At 62.6% G+C, this 24,198-nt stretch carries 21 protein-coding genes; 7 read left to right on the top strand and 14 right to left on the bottom strand.

All coding sequences use genetic code 11. The annotated features are described in order from the left end of the window. Window positions 1-116: 116 nt before the first annotated feature. From ACNHGR_RS03195 to ACNHGR_RS03165, 7 genes are all read right to left on the bottom strand, one after another. Window positions 117-1,805 carry a GMC oxidoreductase gene (locus tag ACNHGR_RS03195; RefSeq protein ID WP_475284093.1) on the bottom strand — a complete coding sequence of 563 codons (1,689 nt, stop codon included), beginning with the start codon at window positions 1,803-1,805 and terminating at the stop codon, window positions 117-119. A 9-nt stretch (window positions 1,806-1,814) separates the two neighbouring features. Beyond that, complete coding sequence (locus ACNHGR_RS03190; protein ID WP_475284092.1) at window positions 1,815-2,459, bottom strand: gluconate 2-dehydrogenase subunit 3 family protein; 645 nt, start codon at window positions 2,457-2,459, stop codon at window positions 1,815-1,817. A gap of 8 nt (window positions 2,460-2,467) precedes the next feature. Further along, on the bottom strand, window positions 2,468-2,836 hold the full coding sequence (locus ACNHGR_RS03185) for a c-type cytochrome (protein ID WP_184264417.1): 369 nt from the start codon (window positions 2,834-2,836) through the stop codon (window positions 2,468-2,470). Window positions 2,837-2,899: 63 nt separating this feature from the next. Continuing rightward, complete coding sequence (locus tag ACNHGR_RS03180) at window positions 2,900-3,811, bottom strand: polysaccharide deacetylase family protein (RefSeq protein WP_475284091.1); 912 nt, start codon at window positions 3,809-3,811, stop codon at window positions 2,900-2,902. Continuing rightward, entirely contained in the window at window positions 3,808-4,734 is a 927-nt protein-coding gene (locus ACNHGR_RS03175; RefSeq protein WP_475284090.1) for a polysaccharide deacetylase family protein, read from the bottom strand. Before ACNHGR_RS03175 ends, ACNHGR_RS03180 begins: the two co-directional genes overlap by 4 nt. After that, window positions 4,734-5,393 carry an isochorismatase family protein gene (locus ACNHGR_RS03170; RefSeq protein ID WP_475288309.1) on the bottom strand — a complete coding sequence of 220 codons (660 nt, stop codon included), beginning with the start codon at window positions 5,391-5,393 and terminating at the stop codon, window positions 4,734-4,736. Before ACNHGR_RS03170 ends, ACNHGR_RS03175 begins: the two co-directional genes overlap by 1 nt. Before the next feature lie 20 nt (window positions 5,394-5,413). Next, window positions 5,414-6,379, bottom strand: a complete 966-nt coding sequence (locus ACNHGR_RS03165; protein ID WP_475284089.1) for a hydroxymethylglutaryl-CoA lyase — start codon at window positions 6,377-6,379, stop codon at window positions 5,414-5,416. 88 nt (window positions 6,380-6,467) lie between these two features. Between ACNHGR_RS03165 and ACNHGR_RS03160 the strand changes: the two genes are divergently transcribed. Next, window positions 6,468-7,637 carry a CaiB/BaiF CoA transferase family protein gene (locus ACNHGR_RS03160; RefSeq protein ID WP_475284088.1) on the top strand — a complete coding sequence of 390 codons (1,170 nt, stop codon included), beginning with the start codon at window positions 6,468-6,470 and terminating at the stop codon, window positions 7,635-7,637. A gap of 1 nt (window position 7,638) precedes the next feature. Here ACNHGR_RS03160 and ACNHGR_RS03155 read toward each other — a convergent pair whose 3' ends face one another. Next, window positions 7,639-8,427, bottom strand: a complete 789-nt coding sequence (locus ACNHGR_RS03155) for a GntR family transcriptional regulator (protein WP_184264407.1) — start codon at window positions 8,425-8,427, stop codon at window positions 7,639-7,641. A 94-nt stretch (window positions 8,428-8,521) separates the two neighbouring features. Between ACNHGR_RS03155 and ACNHGR_RS03150 the strand changes: the two genes are divergently transcribed. After that, complete coding sequence (locus ACNHGR_RS03150; protein ID WP_475284087.1) at window positions 8,522-9,934, top strand: 3-isopropylmalate dehydratase large subunit; 1,413 nt, start codon at window positions 8,522-8,524, stop codon at window positions 9,932-9,934. Beyond that, window positions 9,931-10,539, top strand: a complete 609-nt coding sequence (leuD, locus tag ACNHGR_RS03145; RefSeq protein ID WP_475284086.1) for a 3-isopropylmalate dehydratase small subunit — start codon at window positions 9,931-9,933, stop codon at window positions 10,537-10,539. The genes ACNHGR_RS03150 and leuD overlap by 4 nt, the downstream gene beginning before the upstream one ends. A gap of 93 nt (window positions 10,540-10,632) precedes the next feature. Here the strand turns inward: leuD and ACNHGR_RS03140 are convergent, their stop codons facing one another. The 6 genes from ACNHGR_RS03140 to ACNHGR_RS03115 form a co-directional block, all read right to left on the bottom strand. Further along, window positions 10,633-12,030 carry an FAD-dependent oxidoreductase gene (locus ACNHGR_RS03140; RefSeq protein ID WP_475284085.1) on the bottom strand — a complete coding sequence of 466 codons (1,398 nt, stop codon included), beginning with the start codon at window positions 12,028-12,030 and terminating at the stop codon, window positions 10,633-10,635. A 22-nt stretch (window positions 12,031-12,052) separates the two neighbouring features. After that, the gene (locus ACNHGR_RS03135; protein ID WP_475284084.1) at window positions 12,053-13,471 is read right to left on the bottom strand and encodes an MmgE/PrpD family protein; all 1,419 of its coding nucleotides are present in this window, start codon (window positions 13,469-13,471) and stop codon (window positions 12,053-12,055) included. Next, on the bottom strand, window positions 13,464-14,795 hold the full coding sequence (locus tag ACNHGR_RS03130; RefSeq protein ID WP_475284083.1) for an MFS transporter: 1,332 nt from the start codon (window positions 14,793-14,795) through the stop codon (window positions 13,464-13,466). The genes ACNHGR_RS03135 and ACNHGR_RS03130 overlap by 8 nt, the downstream gene beginning before the upstream one ends. A gap of 75 nt (window positions 14,796-14,870) precedes the next feature. Continuing rightward, window positions 14,871-15,809 (bottom strand): sugar phosphate isomerase/epimerase family protein, encoded by a 939-nt coding sequence (locus ACNHGR_RS03125; RefSeq protein ID WP_475284082.1) that lies wholly within the window; start codon window positions 15,807-15,809, stop codon window positions 14,871-14,873. Window positions 15,810-15,872: 63 nt separating this feature from the next. Beyond that, complete coding sequence (locus tag ACNHGR_RS03120; protein ID WP_475284081.1) at window positions 15,873-18,011, bottom strand: TonB-dependent receptor; 2,139 nt, start codon at window positions 18,009-18,011, stop codon at window positions 15,873-15,875. Window positions 18,012-18,388: 377 nt separating this feature from the next. After that, the gene (locus ACNHGR_RS03115) at window positions 18,389-19,063 is read right to left on the bottom strand and encodes a hypothetical protein (RefSeq protein WP_475284080.1); all 675 of its coding nucleotides are present in this window, start codon (window positions 19,061-19,063) and stop codon (window positions 18,389-18,391) included. Window positions 19,064-19,424: 361 nt separating this feature from the next. Here ACNHGR_RS03115 and ku point away from each other — a divergent pair, with 361 nt between their 5' ends. The 4 genes from ku to ACNHGR_RS03095 are packed head-to-tail and all read left to right on the top strand — an operon-like array spanning window position 19,425 to window position 24,057. Further along, complete coding sequence (gene ku / locus ACNHGR_RS03110; protein ID WP_475284079.1) at window positions 19,425-20,297, top strand: non-homologous end joining protein Ku; 873 nt, start codon at window positions 19,425-19,427, stop codon at window positions 20,295-20,297. Beyond that, window positions 20,297-20,770 (top strand): MgtC/SapB family protein, encoded by a 474-nt coding sequence (locus ACNHGR_RS03105; protein ID WP_475284078.1) that lies wholly within the window; start codon window positions 20,297-20,299, stop codon window positions 20,768-20,770. Before ku ends, ACNHGR_RS03105 begins: the two co-directional genes overlap by 1 nt. Continuing rightward, window positions 20,770-23,274, top strand: coding sequence for a DNA ligase D (gene ligD, locus ACNHGR_RS03100; RefSeq protein WP_475284077.1), 2,505 nt, complete (start codon window positions 20,770-20,772; stop codon window positions 23,272-23,274). The genes ACNHGR_RS03105 and ligD overlap by 1 nt, the downstream gene beginning before the upstream one ends. Window positions 23,275-23,280: 6 nt before the next feature. Continuing rightward, on the top strand, window positions 23,281-24,057 hold the full coding sequence (locus tag ACNHGR_RS03095; protein WP_475284076.1) for an SDR family oxidoreductase: 777 nt from the start codon (window positions 23,281-23,283) through the stop codon (window positions 24,055-24,057). The last annotated feature ends 141 nt before the right edge of the window (window positions 24,058-24,198 follow it).

Here is a 24,198-nt window from a genome sequence, read left to right as displayed (position 1 = left end):
GATCGCGGAACATGCGGCCTGATCCAAGACGGCGCCGGACGAGCAACAACCGGCTCATAGCGAAGAAGATCTGTACCGTTTCAGAATGAACGGATCTTCAACTTGCCGGAAGGCTCCTACGCTCCCTCAACCTTCAGCTGGCTCACAGCATGTTCTGCCGCCCGTGCTGTCAGCGCCATATAGGTGAGTGAGGGATTGACGTTGCCGGTGGCGGTCATGCACGCGCCATCGGTGACATAGAGATTGTCGATCCCGTGCACCTGATTATGCGCATTGGTTACGGACGTCGCAGGATCGCTGCCCATCCGCGCGCCGCCCATTTCATGCACCGCCAGGCCGCCCGGTGTCGGCTTGTCGGCATATTGCACGATCTCACCGCCACAGGCCTTGAGCATCTCCGCCGCCTGCGCCGCCGCTTCCCGCACGATCGCCATTTCATTGTCCGACCAGTGATGGCGGATATCGGGCAGCGGCAGGCCCCATTGATCGACCTTCGATGACAGGGTCACGCGATTGTCCGCTCTGGGCAACGCCTCGCCAAAGCCGACCAGCATCATATGCCATGGGCCGGGCGTGCGCATCGCCTGTTTGAGGTCGGCGCCCAGTTCGGTGCCCTCCGCCCCGCGCGCCCAGGTCGAGCGCCAGGCCGATCCCTGAAAGCCGAAGCCGCGCTGGAACGCCGGATTTTTCCGGTCGCCCAGATTTTCATAGCGCGGAATATAGATGCCGACCGGCCGGTTGCCGATCGGCTGCTGGTCCATGAAGCCGGGCATGCGCGCAGTCACCACCGCGCCCATCGCATGGTCCATCAGATAGCGGCCGAGCATATCGCTATTATTGCCCAGACCGTTGGCAAATGCCTCGCTGCGCGATTGCAGCAGGATCATGATCGACCCGATGGTCGAGGCGTTGAGGAAGATGGTCCGCGCCGTATAGGTGCGTCGCTCCTTCGTCTTCGCGTCGATCACGCGCACGCCCGTTACCCGCTTCGTCGCGGGATCATAGTCGATGCCCGCCACGATCGCGTCGGTGATGGTGGTAAGGCGGCCGGTGGCCTCCGCTGCGGGCAGGCTGACACCGTTCGAACTGAAATAGCTGGCGGTCGAGCAGCCCTTGTAACAGGGGCCGCAATAATGGCAGGCGGGGCGGCCGTTATGTTCCTGCGACAGCACCGCAGACCGCTCCGGGATCAGGGTGCGACCGGGGAATTTCGCCTCGATCACCGACTTGGCATGTTCCTCCACGCAGTTGAGCGGCATGGGCGGCAGGAATTCGCCGTCGGGCAGGATGTCGAGGCCGTCGCGCTGGCCGGTAACGCCGATGAATTTTTCGACATGGGAATACCATGGCGCGATGTCGTCATAGGAAATCGGCCAAGCGCTGCCATGGCCGTCCTGACCCGGCTCGTTGAAATTGGTCGGCGACAGGCGGAAGGTCGCCCGCCCCCATGTCAGCGACCGGCCGCCCAGATGATAGCCGCGAATCCAGGAAAAGGGCGCATCCGCATCGGTTTCATAGGGATGTTCGCTATCATTGACGAAGAATTGGGTGGAGCCTTCGCCAAAGGCGCGCGCCTTGCTCTGGACCGGATAGTCCTTCGCATAGGCCTGCCGATCGCCAAGGCCGTGGAAGCGCCAGTCCCATGGCGGCCGGTCTTCGCCGACATAATCCTCGCCATGGGTGACATGGCGGCCGCGATCGAGCAGCAGCACCTTCAGGCCACGCTCGGTCAATTCCTTGGCAGCCATGCCGCCGGAAATGCCGGAACCGACGACGATCGCGTCGAACAGGGAAGTATCGGTCATGGGCAAGCCTCAGAGCGTCGCAGGATCATTGCCGACGGGGAAGACGAACCCGCTGCGGTTGATCGAAAAGGCATGGTCCGCGCCGACATGGGCGCAGGGCTGATATTCGCCGGGGACGAGGTTGAAGGTCAGTTCCTCGGTCGCGCCGGTTTCCGACGTATAATAGCCGAACACGGTCAGGCGCTTGATCCACAGGAAGAAAGGCGGGGCAACGCCCTTGCCCCGTTTCGACCATGCGTCCGTCTGCACCGCCTTCAGCCAGTCGAGGCGCTGTGCGGGCAGCAGCATGTCGAAGCTGGTCCCGCGCGCCCGGATCGTATCCTGCGCGAAAGCGTCCAGCCCGGAGAGGAAGGCTGAACGCTCCGCCGGGTCGAGCCAATAGCTGACCATCAGGTCGATGAAGTCGGGCACGCCCGCCTTCACCGCCCCCGGCGTATCCGTATCGGGCAGGATCGTGTCGGCGATGGCGGACACCAGCTTGCGATGGCGGGCATCGAGCGCGGACGCCCCCTCCTGCGCCATGGCCTGCGTCAACTGATAGCCGCCCGCGCCCAATCCATAGGCTGTCGCGGCCATCATACAGAGGCGCAGCAGCCCTCGCCGATCCATGCGGGTGCCGCCCGCTGCATCATCCTGTGCTTCAGGCGTTCCCATGGCGCGGCTCACTTGGCCGGTAGCGTTTTGAGATAATCGATGATGGCCTTGCGCTTGGCCGGTTGCGGCACGCCACCGAATGCCATCTTCGTGCCGGGCACGACGCCCTTGGGGTTGGCCATATATGCGTCCAGCTTCGCCTCGTTCCAGACGATGCCGCTTTTCGCCATGGCGGGGCTATAGGCATAGCCAGCCACGCTGCCCGCCTTGCGACCGACGATGCCGGCCATGGTCGGCCCCATGCGCTTGTCCGTCGGCTTGGTGCCATGACAGGCCATGCAGGCGGCGAAGGCGACCTTGCCGTTCGGCGCGGTCTGGGCCTGCGCAGCGGCAGGCACCGCCAGCAAGGCGGCTGCGATGATATACCCTGGACGCATTATTTTCTCCGTTTATTTGTATCTAATATAATACAATTTAGCAACGCAAGCGCTTTTGTCCGGTCAGAGGCTGGCGGCGATGGCGCCCGTCGACAGGAAGGCCAGCCCTTCCCTGCCGGCCAGCCCCTTGAGCAGGGTTTCAAAGGCGCCGATGCGATAGGGCAGGCCCATGATATAGGGCGTGACATGCAGCGGCAGCATGCGGCCGCCATGGCTCTGCGCCTCGGCCATAAGCCAGTCGGCGGCATCCTCTATCTGCACGCGATAGTTGTCGGCCGAATGCTGCTGCGTCGTGATGATCTGACGATCGGACAGTTCATGGTTCAGCGGCACGTTGACGATGCCCCCGGCCGGCGTGGTCATCGCATAGGGCAGTTCATCATTCACCCAGTCCAGCATGTAGCGCACGCCTTCCTCTGCCAGCAGGCGCGGCGTGTTCCAGCTTTGCGAGCGGGCGATGGAAAGCCAGCCGGCCGGACGCTGGCCTGTCGCCTTCTCCAACATGTCGAGTGAGGTACGGATAATCGCCCGCTCCTCCTCCTCGGCCAGACCGGTGGCGATAGTCGCATTCATGTCGGTCGCATGGGCGACGATTTCATGCCCGGCGGCCACGATGTCGCGGATCAGCGCCGGATAGCGTTCCGCGATCGCACTGTTGACCGCCACGCTGGCCTTCGCGCCAACCGCCGCCAGCGCATCGAGCATGCGATAGCAACCGATGCGCGTGCCATATTCGCGCGACGTATAATGGCGATAGTCCGGATAGGCCGTCTGCATATGGCCGGGCGCGCGGAACGGCTTGTCCGATGGCGTGATCGGAAACCATTCGAGCGAGATGACCACGCTGACGGCCAGCTTCGCGGCGCCGGGCCAGACGATCGGGGCGCGGTCGAACAGATTGGACCAGCGATACAGGTCATGGTCCATCCCCTCGGCACGGCGGGGATAGGTGAGATAGGCGGGGTCCAGGCTCATCGTGCATCCTCGCTCTGATGTGCGGCGTCGGCCAGCAGCCGGTCATAGCCCTGCCCGATGAAATGATCGGCAATGTCGCCGCTGCGCGTGATCCAGGCGCGGCCGTCCTGCGCGATATGGCGCAGCACCTCTTCGAACGGGCCGATGCGGTGCGGCTGGCCAATCAGATAGCTGTGCAACGGAATGCACATGACCGTGCCAGACTCCTCGCCCTCCGCCGCCAGCCGCTCATATTGGCGGATCAGCGTGTCGGCATAATCGCGCGGCGACATATTGTAGACGAAGAAGCCATAATGATCGTTGACCTCCAGGCTGTAGGGCATGGAGATCAGATTGCCGTTCGCGACATGGATCGGCGTCGGCTGATCGTCATGATAGAGGTCGCAGGTGTAGGTCAGCCCATATTCGGCGATCAGGTCGAGCGTGCGGGTGGTGTGGGTCAGCGCCGGGGCCAGCCAGCCCTTGATCGTCTGCCCCGTGGCATCGCGCACGGTGCGGATCGAATCCTCGATGATGGCGCGTTCCTGCGCCTCATCCATGCCGTAGCTGTAGCGGGTGTTGTAGATGCCATGGCTGAAAAATTCCCAGCCGCGCGCATTGGCGTCCGCCACCACTTCGGGGACATGCTGGCACAGAGCTACGGACAGCGACACCGAACCGGGAAAGCCATGCTTGCTCATGACGTCCGCCATGCGCCAGTGACCGACGCGGTTCGCATAGTCGCGATGGGCGTAGCCGACCACATCGGGATGCGGTTTCGTCCAGCTTTTGCGATGCGGATTGGGCGCCGGATCGATCTCGTAAAATTCCAGGTTCGGCGACACCCACACCGCGACCTTCTTGCCATCGGGCCATGCGATCTTCGGCCGCCCCCGATAGGGCAGGAAATCGTAAAGCCCCGGATCCTTTTCGCCCTCCCGCATCAGCGCGCCTCCAGCCAGTCGATCACGGTCTGAACCGGCTCGACATCGGCATATTTCAGCTGAAGGTCGGTCAGGTTCGCGAAATGATAGCTTTCATGCTTGTCCGCGCAGGTCTCGATCGGGACGATCGTGCGATAGCCGCGAGACAGCGAATCCACGGCAGTGGCGCGAATGCAGCCCGACGTGCTGCCGCCGGTCACGACCACGGTATCGACCTTGTGCCAGACCAGCAGGCTCTGGAGCGGCGTTTCGAAGAAGGCCGATGGCATGCGCTTGTCATAGACGATGTCGCTGGGGGCGATCCGGCAGCGATCATCGAAGGCGTGGCGGTCGCTGCCATATTTGATGTTCTGGAGCGAATCGGGCGTGTTCGTGCGCGTGCCCCAGACGCCGGCATCCGCCGCATCCTCGACATAGGCGACATGGGTCCAGATGACCGGCATGCCCCTGGCACGGGCCAGGTCGGAGATGATGTTCACATAGTCGATCTGGCGCGGATCGGTTTCATAGGCGGTCTTATATTTGTCGATCCGCGTATAGGCATTCTGGAAGTCGACATTCACAATGGCGAGTTTTTCGCCGAAGCCGAATTTCGTGCGGGCGGGGTTGGCCATCACCTCTTCGAAAATCTGCCGTGCCGTGCGCCCGTCGGACACCATCCGGGTTCCCACTATGTCGCTCACGCCATTTCTTCCTTTCTTTCCAGAGATATGCTTCCACCCGTGGGAACGAAGCCCAACGGCAATCCCGCCTCCGCAACGAAACCGTAGAGCGGCTCGTCCGGCAGCGCGCCTTTCAGAATATCACGCACGGCGACCAGCCGGTCGATGTCGATCCCGGTCGACAGGCCCAGCGATTCGAGCATGAACACCAAATCTTCGGTCACGATATTGCCGCTGGCGCCGGGCGCGAAGGGACAGCCGCCAAGCCCTCCAAGCGAACTGTCGAACGTGGTCAGCCCGACTTCCAGCCCGGCCAGCACATTGGCAAGGCCCAGCCCGCGCGTATTGTGCAGATGGATGCCGGTCACGGCTGCATCGCCCACGACGCCCCGAACGAAACGAACCATGTGGCGGACGCTGGCCGGATTGGCATAGCCGGTCGTGTCGGCCAGCCCGATTTCATCGCAGCCCGACGCCATCAAAGCCTCTGCCAGCATGCCGATCTGCCCATCGGCAATATTGCCCTCCAGCGTGCAGCCGAACACCGTCGACAGGCTGCCTTCGAAATGCGGACGCTCTTGTGGCGGCAGCGCGGCGATCATCGCGCCGATCTGGCGTGCTTCCTCCAGCACCTGCGCATGGTTGCGGCGCAGATTCGCGAGGCTGTGGGTTTCGGAAACGGACAAGGGCAGCGTGATCTTGTGCGCCCCGGCCGCGATCGCGGCGGCCGCCCCCTTCGCATTGGGCACCAGCGCCGCCACCGTCAGGCCGGGAATCGTGCGGGCATAGGCGGTGATCTCCGCCGTGTCGGCCAGTTGCGGCAGCAATTTGGCGGGCACGAAGCTGCCCACCTCGATCTCCGTCACGCCCGCTGCCGCCTCAGCCGCGATCCAGGCCTTTTTCACGTCGGTCGGCAATATGGGTTTGATGCTTTGCAGCCCGTCCCGCGGCCCGACTTCACTAATCAATATGCGTTCCGACATTCCGATCCCTCGCGCTATTGTATTATTTCTATAACAATTTATGAGGGGCTGTCGATAGGCGTTTATCGCATGATTTGCAGGGGAAGATATGAACGCGGACGCATTGCCGCTTGCCGGCATCCGGCTGGTTGAATTCACGCATATGGTCATGGGGCCGTCGGTCGGCGTGATCCTGGGCGATCTGGGCGCGGAAGTAATCAAGGTGGAGCCCAAGGGCGGCGACCAGACGCGCAATCTGCTGGGGTCGGGCGCGGGCTATTTCCCCATGTTCAACCGCAACAAGCGCAGCATCTGCCTTGACCTGAAAAGCGATGCCGGGCGCGAAGCCGCCTTCGCGCTGGCGCAATCGGCGGACATCGTGGTCGAAAATTTCCGCCCCGGCACGCTGGAGCGGCTGGGCCTAGGCTATGAAGCGCTGCGTCGTGAGAATCCGGGCCTGATCTATTGTTCGGCCAAGGGATTCCTGACCGGCCCCTATGAACAGCGCACGGCCCTGGATGAAGTGACGCAGATGATGGGCGGCCTTGCCTATATGACCGGTCCGTCCGGTCGCCCGCTGCGTGCGGGGTCGTCCGTCGTCGATATTACCGGCGGCATGTTCGGCGTCATCGCGATTCTCGCCGCGCTGGAACGGCGTCATCGCACCGGAGAAGGGGCGGAGGTCAAATGCGCCCTGTTCGAAACCACCGCCTTTCTGGTCGGTCAGCATATGGCGCAGGAAGCCGTCACCGGCGCGGCGCCTCGCCCGATGCCCGAGCGCCTTTCCGCCTGGGCCATTTATGATGTGTTCCAGACCCGCGACGCCGACGAACAGCTCTTCGTCGGCGTCGTCAGCGATGGCCAGTGGCTCAGCTTCTGCGAGGCGTTCGGTCTGGACGACCTGCTGAACGACCTGTCGCTGCGCGCCAATAATGCCCGCGTCGAGGCGCGCGAACAGATATTACCCGTCGTGCGCGCCCTGTTCGCGTCCATGTCGCGCGCGGACCTGATCGCGCGACTGGAGGCGACCGGCCTGCCCTTTGCGCCGATTGCCCGCCCCACCGACCTGTTCGACGACCCCCATCTGGTCCAAGGCGGCGGTCTGGTCGACCTGACCTTGCCGAACGGCACGGAAACCCGCCTGCCCGGCCTGCCGATCGAAATCGATGGAGAACGGCTGCCGCTTCGCCGCGACCTGCCGGTGGCCGGTGCCGATGGTGCAGAGCTGCTGCGTGAAATGGGACTGGACGAGGCGGCGATCAGCGCCGCCCTGTCCTGACCTATCCCACTTGCGGTTTGGCCCCGCCATGCAGATCCAGGCTCAGCCGGTAACGATCGGCCCGATAGTCGGCGATCGTGTAGAGAATCGCCTTGTTATCGGCGTCGAAGATCACACGTTCCACGCGCAGCAGCGCCGCGCGCGGTTCCAGGTTGAGGATCGCCGCCGTCTCCGGATCGGCATGGCGGGCCGAAATGGTCTGACGGCCGCTGCCCGCTACGAAGCCGGCTTCCCGCATCAGGTCGAGAATCGGCTGCCTGGTCAACAGGGTCTTGGTCAGCTTGACGCCAAGGTCGGCCGGCACCCAACTGGTCGTCAGGCCCAGCGGCTCCCGATCGAGGTGACGGATACGACGGCCGCGCAGCATCATCGCGCCTTCAGGCCGTTCCAGCAGGTCGGCGACCTGCCGGGGCGCTGGCTCCTCGACAATGTCGATCACCTTGACCGGCGTGTTGCGGCCAAAGGCGATCAGCGATTCGACCGCTTGATCCACATTCGCTTCCAGCGGCACGGCGGACGTCCGATAGACCACGCGCGTCCCCACGCGACGCTTGCGTTCGACCAGACCGCTATCGGCCAGTTCCTGCAACGCGCGCCGCGCCGTGATGCGCGACACGCCATGCTGCGCCACCAGTTCCAACTCGGTCGGCACCGGCGCGCCGAAGGTCAACTGGCCGTGCATGATCTGATCCCGCAGGCCCAGGAATATCTGATGATAGAGGGGTACCGCGTTCGATCTGGAAACCAGTTGGGACGCGGCAATATCGGGCGGGGGTGCGGTTTTGGTCATCGCCGCCAGCCTAGCCGATGAATGCAGGAGGGGGAACCGGGTTAATTGTTATGTTTACATATCATTTGAACAACACAGCAGATAGTCGTCACGCATGAGCAAGACCCTGTTCGAGAAATTATGGGACATCCATGTCGTCATGGACATAGACGGCGATGCCGCCTTGCTGGCGATCGACCGCGTCCTGATGCACGAACGGACCGGCGGCGTTGCATTGGAAAGTCTGGCGCTGGCCGGGCACCCTGTGCTGGCGCCAGACCGCGCCTTCGCCACCATGGACCATATCGTCGACACGCAGCCGGGTCGCGGTGACGCCACGCTGATGCCGACCGGCACGGCCTTCATTCAGGCCACCCGTAAGGGCGCGCGGGATGCCGGCATCCACCTGTTCGACATCACCGATCCACGGCAAGGCATCGTCCATGTCATGTCGCCCGAACAGGGCATCTTGATCCCCGGCATCACCCTGGTCTGCCCGGATAGCCATACCTGCACCCAGGGCGCGTTCGGCGCGCTGGCATGGGGCATCGGGTCCAGCGAGGCTGAACATGCGCTGGCCACCGGCACCCTGCGGGTGCAGCGCCCCGGCACCATGCGGATCACCGTGGATTCGCAACTGGGTTCAGATGTCAGCGCAAAGGATCTGGCGCTGCATATCCTGTCGCGGATCGGATCGGCCGGCGCGCGTGGCAAAGTGCTGGAATATGCCGGCAGCGCGATATCCGCGCTGGATGCCGAGGGCCGCATGACCCTGTGCAACATGGCGACCGAACTGGGCGCCTTCACTGCCATCATCGCCCCGGACCAGGTGATATTCGACTATGTGAAGGGCCGCCCCTTCGCGCCGCAGGGGGCGGATTGGGATCTGGCGCTGGCAAGCTGGCAGTCGCTCTACAGCGATCCCGACGCCCGCTTCGACACCGACCTGCGCTTCGACGCGGCCGATGTGGTGCCCATGGTAAGCTGGGGCACCAGCCCGCAACAGTCGCTGCCACTCGGCGCGCCCGTCCCGACCGCACAGGCCGTCGCCGGGCGCGACACCGCCGAAGCCCATGCCCGCGCCCGCGACTATATGGATGTGATGCCGGGCCAGCTGGTAACGGGCCTGCGCATCGACGGCGCCTTCATCGGCTCCTGCACCAACAGCCGCCTGTCCGATCTGCGCCGCGCCGCCGCGATCTTGAAGGGTCGGCATGTCGCCGACCATGTGCGCGCCATCTGCGTCCCCGGCTCCAGTCAGGTGAAGGCGCAGGCCGAAGCCGAAGGGCTGGACCGCATCTTCCTGGACGCCGGGTTCGAATGGCGCGAGGCGGGCTGCTCCATGTGCTTCTTCGCCGGGGGCGAAAGTTTCGGACCGCAGGAACGGGTCATTTCCTCCACCAATCGCAACTTCGAAAGTCGACAGGGTCCGTCCACCCGGACCCATATCGCCTCGCCCGAAACCGTTGCCGCCTCCGCCCTTGCCGGCGTCATCGCCGCAGCGCCTGTCAGGGAAAACAGCCTATGACCCCTTTCACCAGCATGACGGCCATCGCCGCACCGCTGATCCGCGACAATATCGACACCGATGCGATCATCCCCTCACGCGAGATGAAGACAGTGGGCAAAACGGGCCTGAAGGACGGGCTGTTCGCGGGATGGCGCTATCTGGCCGTGGGCAGCCGCGATCTGATGCCGGATTTCATCCTCAACCAGCCCGCCTATCGCGACGCGAAATTCCTGCTGTCCGGCGCCAATTTCGGCTGCGGCTCCAGCCGCGAACATGCCGCCTGGGCGCTGGTGGAATATGGTTTCCGGGCGATCGTGGCGCCATCCTTCAACCCGATCTTCCACGGCAATTGCATCCGCAACGGCATCGTACCAGTTACGCTGGCGATCGATGACATCATGGAACTGGCGGACGCGATGCCGGCGCCGATCAATATCAGCCTGGAAGAGATGAAGGTGATTGGACCGCACGGCATCCCTCTACCCTTCCATCTACCGGAGGAAGCGCGCCGCGCGCTGCTGTTGGGGCTGGACCCGATCGGCCAGACGCTGCTGGAAGCCGACCGGATCAAGGCGTTTCTGACGAAGGACGCCCTCAGCCGGCCGTGGATTTACCCCAACTGAAAAAAGGAAGGCGGGCTGTTTCCAGCCCGCCTTCCCTTCCTGAAGCGACGGTGCGCCAGCGTGCAGTTTGGCGCCCTATCTATCAGGAATTCGTCAATTGCCGTTGATTTGGCTGGCCGCGGCGCGCCCGGCCAGCTTGCCCAGCGTCGTCGCAGTCAGCAGGCCATTACCCGCCATATAGCCATCGGCGCCGGGACCAGAAATGCCCCGCGCCGCGCCGCCACCGGCGAACAGGTTGGGCATCGGCTTGCCGTCGTTCGTCAGCACGCGCGCATCGCCATCGATCACCAGTCCGCCCTGCGTATGGAACAGGGCACCCGTCACCTTCGCCGCGCGATAGGGCGCTGCCAGCACCGGCTTTCCGGCAAAATCGCGGCCGAACGGATCGGTCTGCTCGCCGGCCACCATGGCAGCAACGCCCTCCAGCGTTTGCGACAGCGTATCGAGCGGCAAACCGGTGACGGCGGCCAGCGCCGCCACATCGGGCGCTTCCGCGACCGCGCCCGCCTCCAGCGCGTCACGATAATCCTCGAACTGGCACATCAACTGGTGCAGCCGATCGTCGAAGATCGACCAGGCGACATGATCGGGCTGGGCATTGACCTTCGCCGCCTGCTCCGAATAGCCGGCCGCTTCGTTGGAGAAGCGTTCGCCCGCCTTGTTGACCTGAAAACCGCCTTCCATAATCAGTGGCCACAGGATCGGCACGCCATGGCCGGCGGCGAGGCCACCATGCCCCTGATAGGCGGACAGATCGGCCATGCCCGCACCCATCGCCTCGCCCCAGGCCAGCGCATCCCCCTTGTTGCCGGGATGGCCATGGAAGACGGCGCCCGCCATTTCGGGAATCCAGCGTTCGATAAGATCGGCATTGCCGCCAAAACCCGAACAGGCAAGGATCAGTGCATCACAGCCAATATCCTCCAACGCGCCATCGGGCCGTCGGATACGGACGCCGGTAACGGCCTGCCCCGCGACGTGCAGCGTTTCGACCGATGCATCGGTCAGAACGATGACGCCCGCCTGTTCCGCTGCGGACTCCATCGCCGCCATCAACTGCCCGCCCGACCGGGCCGGCGTGCCATACATGCGCCGGGCGCTATGCCCCGGATAGAGGAAACCGTCGACCAAAGTCAGCGGCACGCCATGACTGTCGCGCAGCCAAGCGACCGTGTCGGCAGACTCCTCCGCCAGACGCAGCGCCATGGCCCGATCGGTCTTGCCCTTGGTCTTGGCCATGATGTCGTCGGCGAACTGCTCGGCGCTGTCCGTGATGCCCGCTTCCGCCTGTTCGGGCGTGCCAGCCGCCGGGATCAGGCCGGTCGACATGGCGGTCGATCCCAACGGCGTCGGGTCACGTTCGATCACCAGCACATCGACACCCGCATCGCGCAGCGCCAATGCAGCAGCCAGCCCCGTGCCGCCCGCCCCCACCACGATGGCGGGAAAGGACAGATCGAACGCAATCTCGTCAGTCAGCAAAAGGGTCATGATGCAATCTGTTTCTTTATGCTCAGGCGCGGTGCGACAAAGGCGGCATCGACAGCAGCGACAACAGCCCATCCAGACTGTCCGCCCGGTCGATCGCCATGACGGCGTCACGAATGCGCGATGCCGCTTCGCTGCCCCAGACCGGATCGGCCAGGCTATGGAACTTGGCGAAAATCTCGCCCGTGCCATAGGGATGTTCGGTATCGCCGCGATTGACCCGCGCCGTGCCGGACAGTTGCCGGCCGTCCGTCATGCTGATGGTAACGCGGGCGGGCCGTTCTGCTGGCAGCGATGCCGTCATGGCCACATCCTCGCGCACCTGAACCCGGCCTGCCAGATCGGCGATGACCGGATTGCTGCGGGCCGGCAGCCGGAAGGCGTCGGGCGTGGCCGCGCCATGGACCAGCGTGGTCGCCACCGCGAAGGGGATGGAGAATTTCGCCGCCAGCATCGTGCCCGGTTCGGGATGGTCCAGCTGCGCGGCCCAGCAATAGGTATCGACCTGTACGCCGGACACCTGCGCCGGATCGATGGCATGCTCGGCCATCAGGCCCGTCACGACATCCAGCGCGGCATGGGTGTAGCGGCAGGCCGCATGCATCTTGAAATAGTTGCGGGCGATTTCCCAGCGCTCGCCAAGCTCCGCCACCATCTCGTCCGGCTGGAAATCATCGGCGACGATGCTGTCATAGACGGTCGCCACGGCATCCTTCTCGCCCAGGAAGCCCGAACGGTGCAGCGTGTTCGCCATCAGGCCCAACTGGTTGGACAAGCCAGAGAAGCAGTTGCGGACGGTCGCGCCCTCCAGCATCGTGCGTCGGCTGGTCGCCAGCGACAGGTTGGCGGCGAGGTTGATGATATTGCCGATCGCATCTTCATCCGCGCCCGCCAGACTGGCAGCGCCCACCGCCGCGCCCACCGTGCCCCATGTGCCATGCGGGTGCATGGTGACGCGCAGCTTCGACGCGATGCCGATCCGCGATCCGATCTCATAGCCCAGCACCAGCGCACGCAGCAGCGTGTCACCGCTCTGGCCGCCACTTGCCGACGCCAGCAGCGCCGGGACGACATGGATGCCCGGATGGCCGCGCGCAAACTGATTGCCCTCGTCCAGTTCCAGCGTCGTGCCCGCCACGCCATTGACGAAGGCCGCCATCGACTGTGGTGCCTTGCGGCCGGTCCCGATCAGCGTCACGCCTTCGACCGTCGCTTCCGCGTCAACCAGCGCCTGCACTTCGGGCTCCTGCACGCCGCCTGCCATGGCGCCGATGGAATCCAGCAGCACCAGCTTCGCCCGGTCGATCACGACGTCGGGCAAGGTCATGGACCGGGCTTCCACAGCAAAGCGGCTCCATTGCCTCAGCCATTCGCTTTGGGGACCAGCCAGCAATTCGCTGGCGGGAACGACGGTCGGCGTCGACAGGACGGCCATGTCAGTCATGGATGATATTTCCTCCGATACGCAATGTGATGGCAGCCAGCACGCCAGCGATGCACAGCGGCACCGCGAAACAGGTGAAGACCAGCCACAGCGGCAATTTCGCGCCCAGCAACAGACCGCCGGCCATCGGGCCGATCACCGCGCCGCCCCGGCCGATCCCGACGGCCCAGCCTATCCCGGCTCCGCGAACCGACGTCGGGTAGACCTGCGCCGCCAGTGAATAGAAGCCGCTGAAACCGCCCTGCAACGTCATGCCCAGCAGACAGGCGACACACAGCAACAGGGCCAGCGGCAGCGACGCCGTGAACAGGATCATCAGCGCCGCGCAGGCAAAGAAGAACAGCCCGATCAGCGCGCCGATCGGCCGACGGATCGCCAGCCATCCGATCAGCAAGCCACCAGCCACGCCGCCCAGGTTGAAGATGCTGCCCGCCCAGATCGCGTCGCCCTGATCCAGGCCGCGCTCGACCGCCAGCTTGGGAATCCAGCTGGTGATAAAATAGAGGACGGCAAAGCTGAGGAAGGTCGCGCACCACAGGGTCAGCGTCGAGCGCCAGCGCCCCTGCGTCAACAAGTCGCCCATGCGCGGCAGGGCCGAAGCCGCAGGCCGTTCCGCCAGTTGGGGCAGAGCCGGTCGGCCCAGCTTGCCGCGCAGCAGATTGATCTGCTCCAGCGCCCCTGCGGGCTGCCGCGCCTCCAGGAAATTGACGGATTCCGGCAGGCATATCCACACCAGCGGGATCAGGATCGCGCTGATGATACCGGCGCCCAGCATGGTTTCCTGCCAGCCGAAAGTGGGGATGGAGAGGATCGCCACAAGGCCCGTCAGCACCGCACCGACCGGATAGCCGGCCTGAAAAATGCCGATGGCCAGGGATCGGCGACCGGCTGGCGCATATTCGCTCACCAGCGCCGCGATGCTGGCCAGCAATGTGCCGATGCCGACGCCGGTCACGACCCGCATCAGGGCAAAGCTCCACAAGCCGCCGACAAGACCGCAGCCCAGCGCGCCGATGGTCATCAGCACCAGCGCCAGCAAGATGGTGGGCCGCCTGCCCCAGACATCAGCAAAGGGCGCCACGACGATACAGCCGATCATCATGCCGACAAGGCCCGCGCTGAACAGCACGCCCAGCGCCTCCACACCCACCTGCCAGTCGGTAGCAAGCGCTGGCGCGACATAGGCAACGATCATCACGTCCATGCCGTCGAGCGCGTTGATCAGCGCGCAGAGCAGCACGACCAATATCTGCAACCGGGACCACCCGGCTGCCCCGGCATCGCCCCCCGGCGATGCAGGGGCCATCGCGATGCCTCCGCTCATACTGCCATTCCTTGCCCTGTCCCTGCCATGCGCCTTAGTCCTTCATGCCTGTGTCGCCGGTGGGCACGGAATATGTCAGTTGGCCAGCATGGGCTTGAGATATTCGGCCGCGATGCGGATTTCCCGCTCCGGGTCGGTCGGGCGATCGAATTCCAGATAGAAATGCTCGATCCCGGCCGCCTTGGCTGCATCGATCAGCAGCTTGAAATCCTCTACGCCTTCGCCGACCGTCACGATATTGCCGGCGGCGTCACGGTCCTTGAGGTGGCACAGGCGGAAGCGGCCCGGATATTGGCGGAACAGCGCGATCGGCTCTGCGCCCGCCTTGGTCGCCCACATGAAGTCGATTTCGACCTTCACCGTCTTGGGATCGCTATGCCCGACAAGAATGTCGAACGGCCGCGTCCCATCGACCGGTGCAAATTCCCAGTCATGATTATGATATGCGAACCCGAGGCCCTGATCAGCGCACAACTGACCCGCTCGATTAAATGCACGCGCATACCGCTCTGCGTCGGCCAGCGTGTAACTTTGGCGCCATGCCAGTTGCCAGACGATATAGGACTGGTTCATCAGCTTGGCGCGCTTAATGGCTTCCAGGATGAAGCTGTCGACGCTTTCGGGCTGAAACGCCTTGTCGAACTGGGCGCTCATCGCGGCCTTTTCGGCGGGCGTCGTCGGCGGCTTCTGGAAATAATCATAAAGGTTGCCCGGCATCAGATGCTGGGACGGACTGACAAGGCCGTGACGCGCAAGAGCATCCCGGACCATGACGGGATCGCGACTGAAGCTGCCGAGCGTTTCGACTTCCTTGTAACCCAGCGCCGCGACCAGAGCGAGCGTGCCTTCGAAATCCTTCTCCAGCATCTTTACCACGGTAAAGAGTTGAAGGCCCAGCGGTTTCGACCGGGGCGATGCCCCCGCCCCGCCGATCGCCTGATTGGCACAGCCCGGCATGCCTGCCGCCATCGCGCCCAGTCCTACGGCCTTCAAAATATCTCTACGCTCGATCACGTCCGCAACCCCTTGTCATCTTATAGTTCCGGCCGGTGACACCGCCACCGGCCGGTTCGTTCGTCAGAACTTGTAGGTCAGGCGCGCGCCATAGGTGCGCGGCTCGGAGAACTGGAGGCGATAGACCTGCGTGCTGGCATATTCGGTCACGTCCGTAATCACGCGCTTGTTCTCGATATTCCGCAGATAGAGCAGAACCGACCAGCTTGCATCGTTGGGCGCGTAATTGAGCGTGAAGTCGGTCTTGGTGAAGGCCCCTTCGGACTCGCTCTTGTAATTGCGGTACGAAAAATAGGAGCGGGTCTGATAATGGCTCTGAACCCGTGCGGTGAGTTCGGCATTGCCCAGGTCGAATATGTGCTGATAGCCACCCGCCAGCGACCAGTCGGGCGACTGGATCATTTTGTTGCCCTGATAGGACACGTTGACCCCGCCGCTCGCCACCGCAAAGTCGGTGTAGCGGGCGTGTAGCCAGTTGGCGCTGAAATCGATGCGGTCGTTGCTGGTCGGCTCGAAAATGCTTTCCATTTCCAGACCGTAGATTTCGGCCTTGCCCGCGTTCAGGATGACCGTACGGGCATCCTCACGATATTGGCTGACCTGCAAATCCTTATAGTCGTAATAGAAACCGGTCAGGTTGAATTGCAACTGGTTGTCCAGGAAGCGGTTCTTCGATCCGATTTCATAAGCCGTCACGCTTTCGGGACCATATTCGTTCAGGTCCGTGAAGCCGCCCGACTTGTAGCCGGTGTCGACCTTTGCATAGAGCAGGTTGCGCGGGGTAATCTGCGCATTGACGCCGGCATGCCAGGTGACCTTGTTGATCTTGGTCTGGCTGTCCTGATTGGTGCGAACGCCATTCACAATGTTGTAGCCAACACGATATTTGGAATCTTCGGTGTAGCGGATGCCACCTTCGAACTGCAACTGATCGGTCAGCTTGTAAGCGACCTGGGCGAACGCCGCCTTGGATTCCGCGCCCACATCATAGGAGAAGGTGCGCGAATAAGTGGCCGGCACAGTGTTGGAAGAACCGAAATAGGACAGAAGGTCATTCTGTTCCTTGAAATAATAGACACCGCCCTGCCAGGTGAACGCGCCATCGTCGCTCGACGTGATGCGCAGTTCATGGTTCTGCGTGTCTTCATTCTCGTTCTGCGGGAAGGTCAGGTAACCGGCATTGCTGTTGATCGCCGTGCCATCCGTATCGTTGACGCGGTGGAAGATGAATTTACGATAGCCGCCGAAATAGCTGATTGTAGCAAAATCGAGATCATAGCTGATCTGGCCACGGATCGACTTGGCCTCAATATCCACGCTGCCCGGCGTGTTGAGCGCCCAGTTGCGGCGGGTATTCAGGTCGACTTCGCCATGATCGACCGTGCCCGCGCTGGTATAGCTGTAGGGCTGGCCATAGGCGACCGGACCAACGCCACCGACCTTCGTATATTCACCGGTCAGGAGGATGCTCAGGCGATCGGTCGGCTTGTACAGCATATGGAGACGCGCAGCCTGCGTATCGTCATCATCGCCATCGCGCGGCACGCCGCTATTGTTGGAATAGCCGTCATGGCTGGAACTGAGGAAAGACGCACGCACCGCAATCTTGTCACCGATAGGCAGGTTGATCGCCCCTTCGGCCCGCAGCGTGTTGTAATTGCCGTATTCGATCGATCCGAAGCCCGAAACCTTGCCCAGTTCCGGCTTCACCGAGTTGATGTTGATCGCACCGGCAGTGGCGTTGCGGCCATACAGCGTACCCTGCGGCCCGCGCAGCACTTCGACGCGCTCGACGTCGAACACGCTGGCGTTGAGCGCCGCAGCGCGCTGGATGTAGAAATTGTCGACGCTGACGGCGACGGCCGGATCGCCGATTTCGGTAAAGTCGCGGCTGGAAATGCCACGAATGGTCAGCAGCGTGTTCGTGCCCGACATGCCGATCTGAAGCGTCGGCGCGACATTCTGGAGCGACCGCAGGTCAGTGGCGCCATTGGCAGCCAAAGTCGCCTGATCGAAAGCGCTCAGGGCGATGGGAGTGGATTGGGCCGACGTTTCGCGCTTGCTTGCGGTGACGACGATATCGCCCAGACCGCCACCATTATCATCTTGAGCGCTCTCCTGCGCATAGGCTGCGGTCGAACCGATCACCATCGCAAGAACCAGAGACAGGCGCGGCAGCCGCGCGATCAAACCCTTATTCATATGCTCCCCAATTCCCTTTACGCGCCACGTTTAGTGACGGTCCGGCAAGGCGCGTTGCCGTCCTGTCCACGCCCTTGAAAGGACGCTGTTGTCGCCGTTCATCGTATAGGGGAGCCGAAACCAGTCAAGGCTTTTTTGTCATAGATTTATAACATTTAAAATTTGCTACAAATGTCTGTTTTATATAACAATTTAGCCGAACGATACAAAATTACCGTGAAATATCGGACATTTGATCGCACCTCGCGATTCCGTCGAATGATCGAATCATAATGCAGATGCCATGTGATAAACGAGTAAACTGTCCCGACGAAGAATGGCCATGGCCGGTTTCGCCCCTGGTTCACAGGCTGCTGCGACCAAGTTCCTAACAGCGCTTATGGCGATGGGCTGAATGAAATATGTTGGCGGCGGACGACGGCGATAGCCATCTCCCATACACACATTGCTACCCGACGGATCGGCGATGCGCCCGGCGCGTTGAGCCGTTGCTTCTCGAGTTCCAATCCGGCCTGGTTCCACGCTCCTGTCAGCGGGTCGCGCAACGCCATGGTCCGAAGGTCGGCTTGCGCCTGATCGACCGGCATGATGAGAAGGCCAAGGTTCAAAATCGCCAGCAGTGCCTGATTGGCGAGCAGTGGCATCACGCCCAGCGACTGTGCGCCGGAAAGAACTCCCATTTCCCCGACCAGCCCGATCAGGAATGTCGGAATATAGGCCAGCATTGCGCCCCCTGCGATCTTCTGTCCCCTCAGTGGACCGGAGATCATCTTGCCACCGCTGATTGCCATCGCAGCCGTCAGCCCGAGAACATCGCAGATACGCGGGACCAGCGATGCGCTCGGCAACCAACCCAGATTCAGCATGAGGAGGGGTACCGCGTGCGCCGCGCCCATTAATAGAGGCGGCGCTGCCATCCAGGGTTCGAGCAGAGGCCGAGCCTGAAAATGGCGAAGGCCCGTCACGGCCAGTACATTGCTCCAGGCCAGCAGCATCAGGAGGATTGTCCCGTGAACGATCCCCTGCTCGCCCCATAGGCCAAAACCGATCATCACCCCGCCGTACAGAAACGAACTCAAGGACCATTAAAGCAGATGATCATCCTGTCGGCGGCCACGCCACAGCAGCAGGAACACGAAGCCGAAGGCACTCGTGTTGAGCAGGCTGCACAAGCGCAGTGTATCGATCTCGGCCAATGTCATGCTGCTCCTGGGTTCATCCCTGCCTGTGTCCCGAATTTGGTTAAAAAATATGTTTCCCAACAGGTTTTGCGGTGGGCTGACGATCGGTGCGTCGAGGTCACAGGTTCTAGCGAGAATCTTATCAAAACATGGGGAGGCGCGGTTCATATTGGCTTCGGCCATACAAGGAACCAAAGCAAATGCTGCTCGCTAAAGCTGTCGGAGGTTTCTTATGGCAACGCGCGCATATTGGCAGGGACAGATCAAGCTTGCGCTGGTGTCGATCCCGGTCGAAATCTATCCTGCGACAAAATCCGGTGCAGCGGTTTCATTCCGCCAGATCCACGAACCCACTGGCAAGCCCATCCAGTATGAAAAGGTGGTGAGCGGGGTCGGCCCGGTCGATCGCGACGAGATCCTAAAGGGCTTCGAGCTATCCAAGGGCAATTATGTCCTGCTGGAGCAGGAGGAGATCGAGGCGGTCAAGATCGAGAGCCGCAAGACGCTGGATCTTGTCCAGTTCGTCGAAGCCGATGCGATCGATGTTCTCTATTATGAGAAGCCCTATTTCGTGGTTCCTGCCGACGACCTTGCCGAAGAAGCTTATGCGGTCCTTCGCGACGCGCTGCGCCAAACGAAGAAGGTTGGCCTTGGCCAGCTCTCGGTGCGCGGTCGCGAGCAGCTTGTCTCCCTGAAGCCCTGCGGCAAAGGCCTGGTGCTCGAAGTGCTGCGCTATGCCGACGAGGTGAACAGGGCACAGAGCTATTTCAAGGGATTGCCGGCCGACAAGGCGGACGAGGATATGCTCGATCTCGCTGTCAGCATCATCGACAAGAAGACCGCGCCCTTCAAGCCGGACGAGTTTCACGACCGCTATGTCGATGCGCTCCACCGGCTGATCGACAAGAAGAAAAAGGCCAAGGGCAAGCGGATCATCGAGGATGTCGATGACGAACCGACTGGGCGGAAGGCCGGCAACGTCATTGACCTTATGGCCGCGCTCAAGAAGTCGGCCGGCGGGGCGAAAGGCGCGCCAACGAAGAAGACAGTTGCGAAGCCCAAAAGCGCAGCAAAGAAGGCACCGCCCAAACGTAAGAGCGCCTGATGGAACTCAATCCCGACACGCCACTCCACCTGATCGACGGGCCGGCCCTGCTTCGTCTGGGCGTCGCGGCGATCCTTGGCCTGCTGCTCGGACTGGACCGCGAACTGCGCGGCCATGCGGCGGGGATGCGCACCCATGGGCTTATCTGCTTCACCTCCGCGCTGATGACCGTCTGCGCCATAGCCCTCCATCTCGAGTTGCGGGGACAAGGAAATATCGATCCGCTCCGCGTGTTCGAGGCTTCCGCGGCATTCACCGGTATCATAGCGGCGGGGCTGATCGTCTTCAGCAAGGGCGAGATCAAGAACCTGACGACGGCTGCGCATATCTGGCTGGCGGCAGTCATCGGCATCGCCTGCGGCGCGGCGCTATGGCCGTTGGTGATGAGCGCAACCGTCATCGCCATCATCATGCTGTCCCTGCTTGGTATCCTTGAAAGGCGCTGGCTCGATCCACAGGACCGGAAACACTGATGGCCGCGGAAAATGCCCTTTCCACCTATAACGCCAAGCGCGACTTCGCCCGGACCCGTGAGCCCAGGGGCAAGGTCGCCAAAACCGGCGGTAACAGCTTCGTCGTGCAAAAGCATGCCGCGACCCGACTGCACTGGGACTTCCGGCTGGAGATGGACGGCGTGCTCAAAAGCTGGGCCGTGACCAGGGGGCCGAGTATCGATCCCGCCGACAAGCGGCTGGCGGTACGGACTGAAGATCACCCGCTCGATTATGGGACGTTCGAAGGCTCCATCCCCAAGGGTGAATATGGCGGCGGTACGGTGATGCTGTGGGACCGAGGCACTTGGGAGCCGATCGCGGGCAAGAGCGCGGACGATATCGAGGACGGGCATCTGCACTTCATCCTGCATGGGGAACGAATGAAGGGCGAATGGCTGTTGGTGCGAATGAAAGGCCGGCCGAAGGAAAAGCGCGAAAACTGGCTGCTGCGCAAGATCGAGGACAAAGAGGCCGGGTCGGGCGACGCACTAGTCGAACGGGCGCTGACCAGCGTCCTGACCAACCGGTCCATGGCGCAAATCGAGGCGGACAAAGGCGGGGAGCAATCGCTGGCGGGCGCGAAAGGCAAGGCCTTTTCCGCCAAGATGCAGGCGGCCAAGGATCATAATGCGAAGGTGGCACCCAAGCGAAAAGCCCGCTCCACCGCCCTGCCACGCTTCGTGAAGCCCCAACTCGCAACGTTGGTCGACGCCGTGCCGACCGGCAACGACTGGCTGCACGAAATCAAATATGATGGCTATCGCACCTTGATCGCAGCAGGCGGGAAGAATGTCACGCTCTACACTCGCAATGGCCTCGACTGGACCGAAAAGTTCGGGTCGCTGGTCGCATCGATCGCAGCGCTGGATTTGCCCGCCTGCCTGATCGATGGCGAAGTGGTCGCACTGGACAGCGACGGCAATCCGGACTTCTCGGCGCTGCAGAATGCTCTGAAGCGGGGACATGGTGAGGAAGACGCCAACGATCCCCTGCATCTGTTCGCCTTCGATCTCCTGTCACTCGACGGGCAGGATCTGAAGAGCCTGACGACGATCGAACGCAAGGAGCGGCTGGAGGCGCTGCTGGCCGACGCCGACACGCCCATCCATGTTTCCGACCATGTTCTGGGTGCGGGCGAAAGCCTGCTCCGTTCGCTATGTGATGCAGGACAGGAAGGCATCATCTCAAAACGCGCCGATGCCCCCTATCGCAGCGCGCGAACGCGCAACTGGGTGAAGGTCAAATGCACGCGGCGACAGGAGTTCGTGATCATCGGCTGGTCGACGAGCAAGGCGAAGGGACGCCCGTTCGCCTCTCTCCTGCTCGCCCAGCATGAGGGCAAGGCGCTGGTCTACAAGGGGAAGGTCGGCACCGGCTTCGATAGCGCGACGATGGACGATCTGGCCGAGGCCATGGCGCCGCTCGCGACTGACAAAACGACGGTCGAGGTGCCCCGCGTCGAGGCGCGCGGCGCGACCTGGATCAAGCCGAAGCTGGTCGCCGAAGTTGCTTTTGCGCAATTTACCGGCGACGGCCGCGTGCGCCACGGCAGTTTCCTCGGTCTGCGCGCCGACAAGCAGGCCAAGGCGGTAAGGCCCGAAAAGCCTACCCCCACCCCCGCGCCGCAAAGCAGCGTCGCGATCAGCAGCCGCGAGCGGGTCATCTTTCCCGACAGCGGCCAGACCAAGGGCGAACTGGCAGACTATTATGCCCGCATCGCGCCCCTGATGCTGCCCTTCGCCGCGAACCGGCCGATCAGTCTGGTACGCTGTCCGCAAGGCCGGGCCAAGAAATGCTTCTTCCAGAAACATGACAGCGGCGCGCTGGGCGACGCCGTTCGACAAGTGCCGATCCGGGAAAAGGACGGCGGGTCGGAAGATTATATCTACGTCGAGGATGCCGATGGCCTCCTCGCCTGCGTCCAGATGGGCACGATCGAATTTCATGGCTGGGCGAGCCGCGCGGATGCGGTAGAGAAACCCGACCGGATGATCTTCGATCTCGATCCCGATGAGGGGCTCGATTTCGAGATCGTGAAGCAGGCGGCTGCTGACATACGCGATCATCTGACCGATATAGGCCTCGTCTCCTTCGCCATGCTTTCAGGCGGCAAGGGCGTGCATGTCGTCGTCCCGCTGACACCGGGCCATGACTGGGACACGCACAAGGATTTCGCATCCCGCTTCGCTCGGGCGCTGAGCGCTGCAGAGCCCAAACGCTTCACCGCGACGATGAGCAAGGCCAAACGCAAGGGGCGCATCTTCATCGACTGGCTGCGCAACCAGCGCGGCAGCACCGCGATCCTGCCCTATTCTGTCCGCGCCCGCCCGGGCGCCCCGGTCGCGATCCCGGTCGATTGGAGCGAACTTACGGCCATGAAGAATGCCCACCCCTTTTCAATCGACGATGTCGAAGCGCTGTTGAAGCGGGCCACCAAACTCAAAGGCTGGGGATTCGCCGCTCAGAGCCTGCCGGAAATCTAGGAAGGAATGTCCTTGAAAACAGCGATTGTCACCGGAGGGGCGCAGGGCATCGGAAAAGGTGTCGCGCAGGCCCTGCTAGCGCAAAGCTGGCGCGTGGCTGTCATCGACCGGGATGCAGAGGCCGTTCGCGACCTGACCATGGAGATGCCTTCTCCCAATCTCATCGTGATCCGGGCCGATGTCGCCAGCGAGAAGGATGTTGAAAAAGCATTCCAGAAAATCGCAACATGGCAGAAGGGTAGCGGCGAAAAGGACGGGATTGATTTACTGGTGTCCAACGCCGGTATCGCTAATCCATTGAGCGGACCGATCGAACAGCTAGATCTCAAGAAATGGCAGTCATGGCAGGACAGTCATGTCACCGGCGCCTTCCTGATGGTCCGCAGTGCTGTACCCATGCTGCGCCTGCGCAAGGGCGCGATCATCATGATGGCATCGACCCGCGCATTGCAGTCGGAGCCCCATACGGAAGCCTATGCCGCTGCAAAGGGTGCGATCTGCGCCTTGACCCATGCGTTGGCGATCAGCCTTGGCCCCAACATTCGGGTCAATGCGATCCTGCCCGGATGGATCGAGACAAGGCCATGGGCGAAAGCTGAGACCAGAGAGACTGTGGAGCACCGCGATATTGACAGGGAGCAACATCCGGCCGGGCGCGTCGGTGAGCCCGGAGACATCGCCGCGACCGTTCTGTTCCTCGCCTCGGACGGGGCGAAATTCATTACGGGACAGCAGATAGCCGTCGATGGCGGCATGACCCGCAAGATGATCTACGCCCACTGACCGCGATCATCGTCTGCCCAGGCGCATCGTTCAGCATGCCGGATCGATCGGCATTTCCATGATGGCCGCATCGCCCAAAAGAATGAGGCCCCGCCGGGGGGGATGGCGGGGCCTCTATGGGAGCCGGACGGATCGAGCGGG

The sequence above is a fragment of the Sphingobium sp. RS1 genome, assembly GCF_056156825.1.
This window is presented reverse-complemented; position numbering and strand designations above follow the sequence as displayed.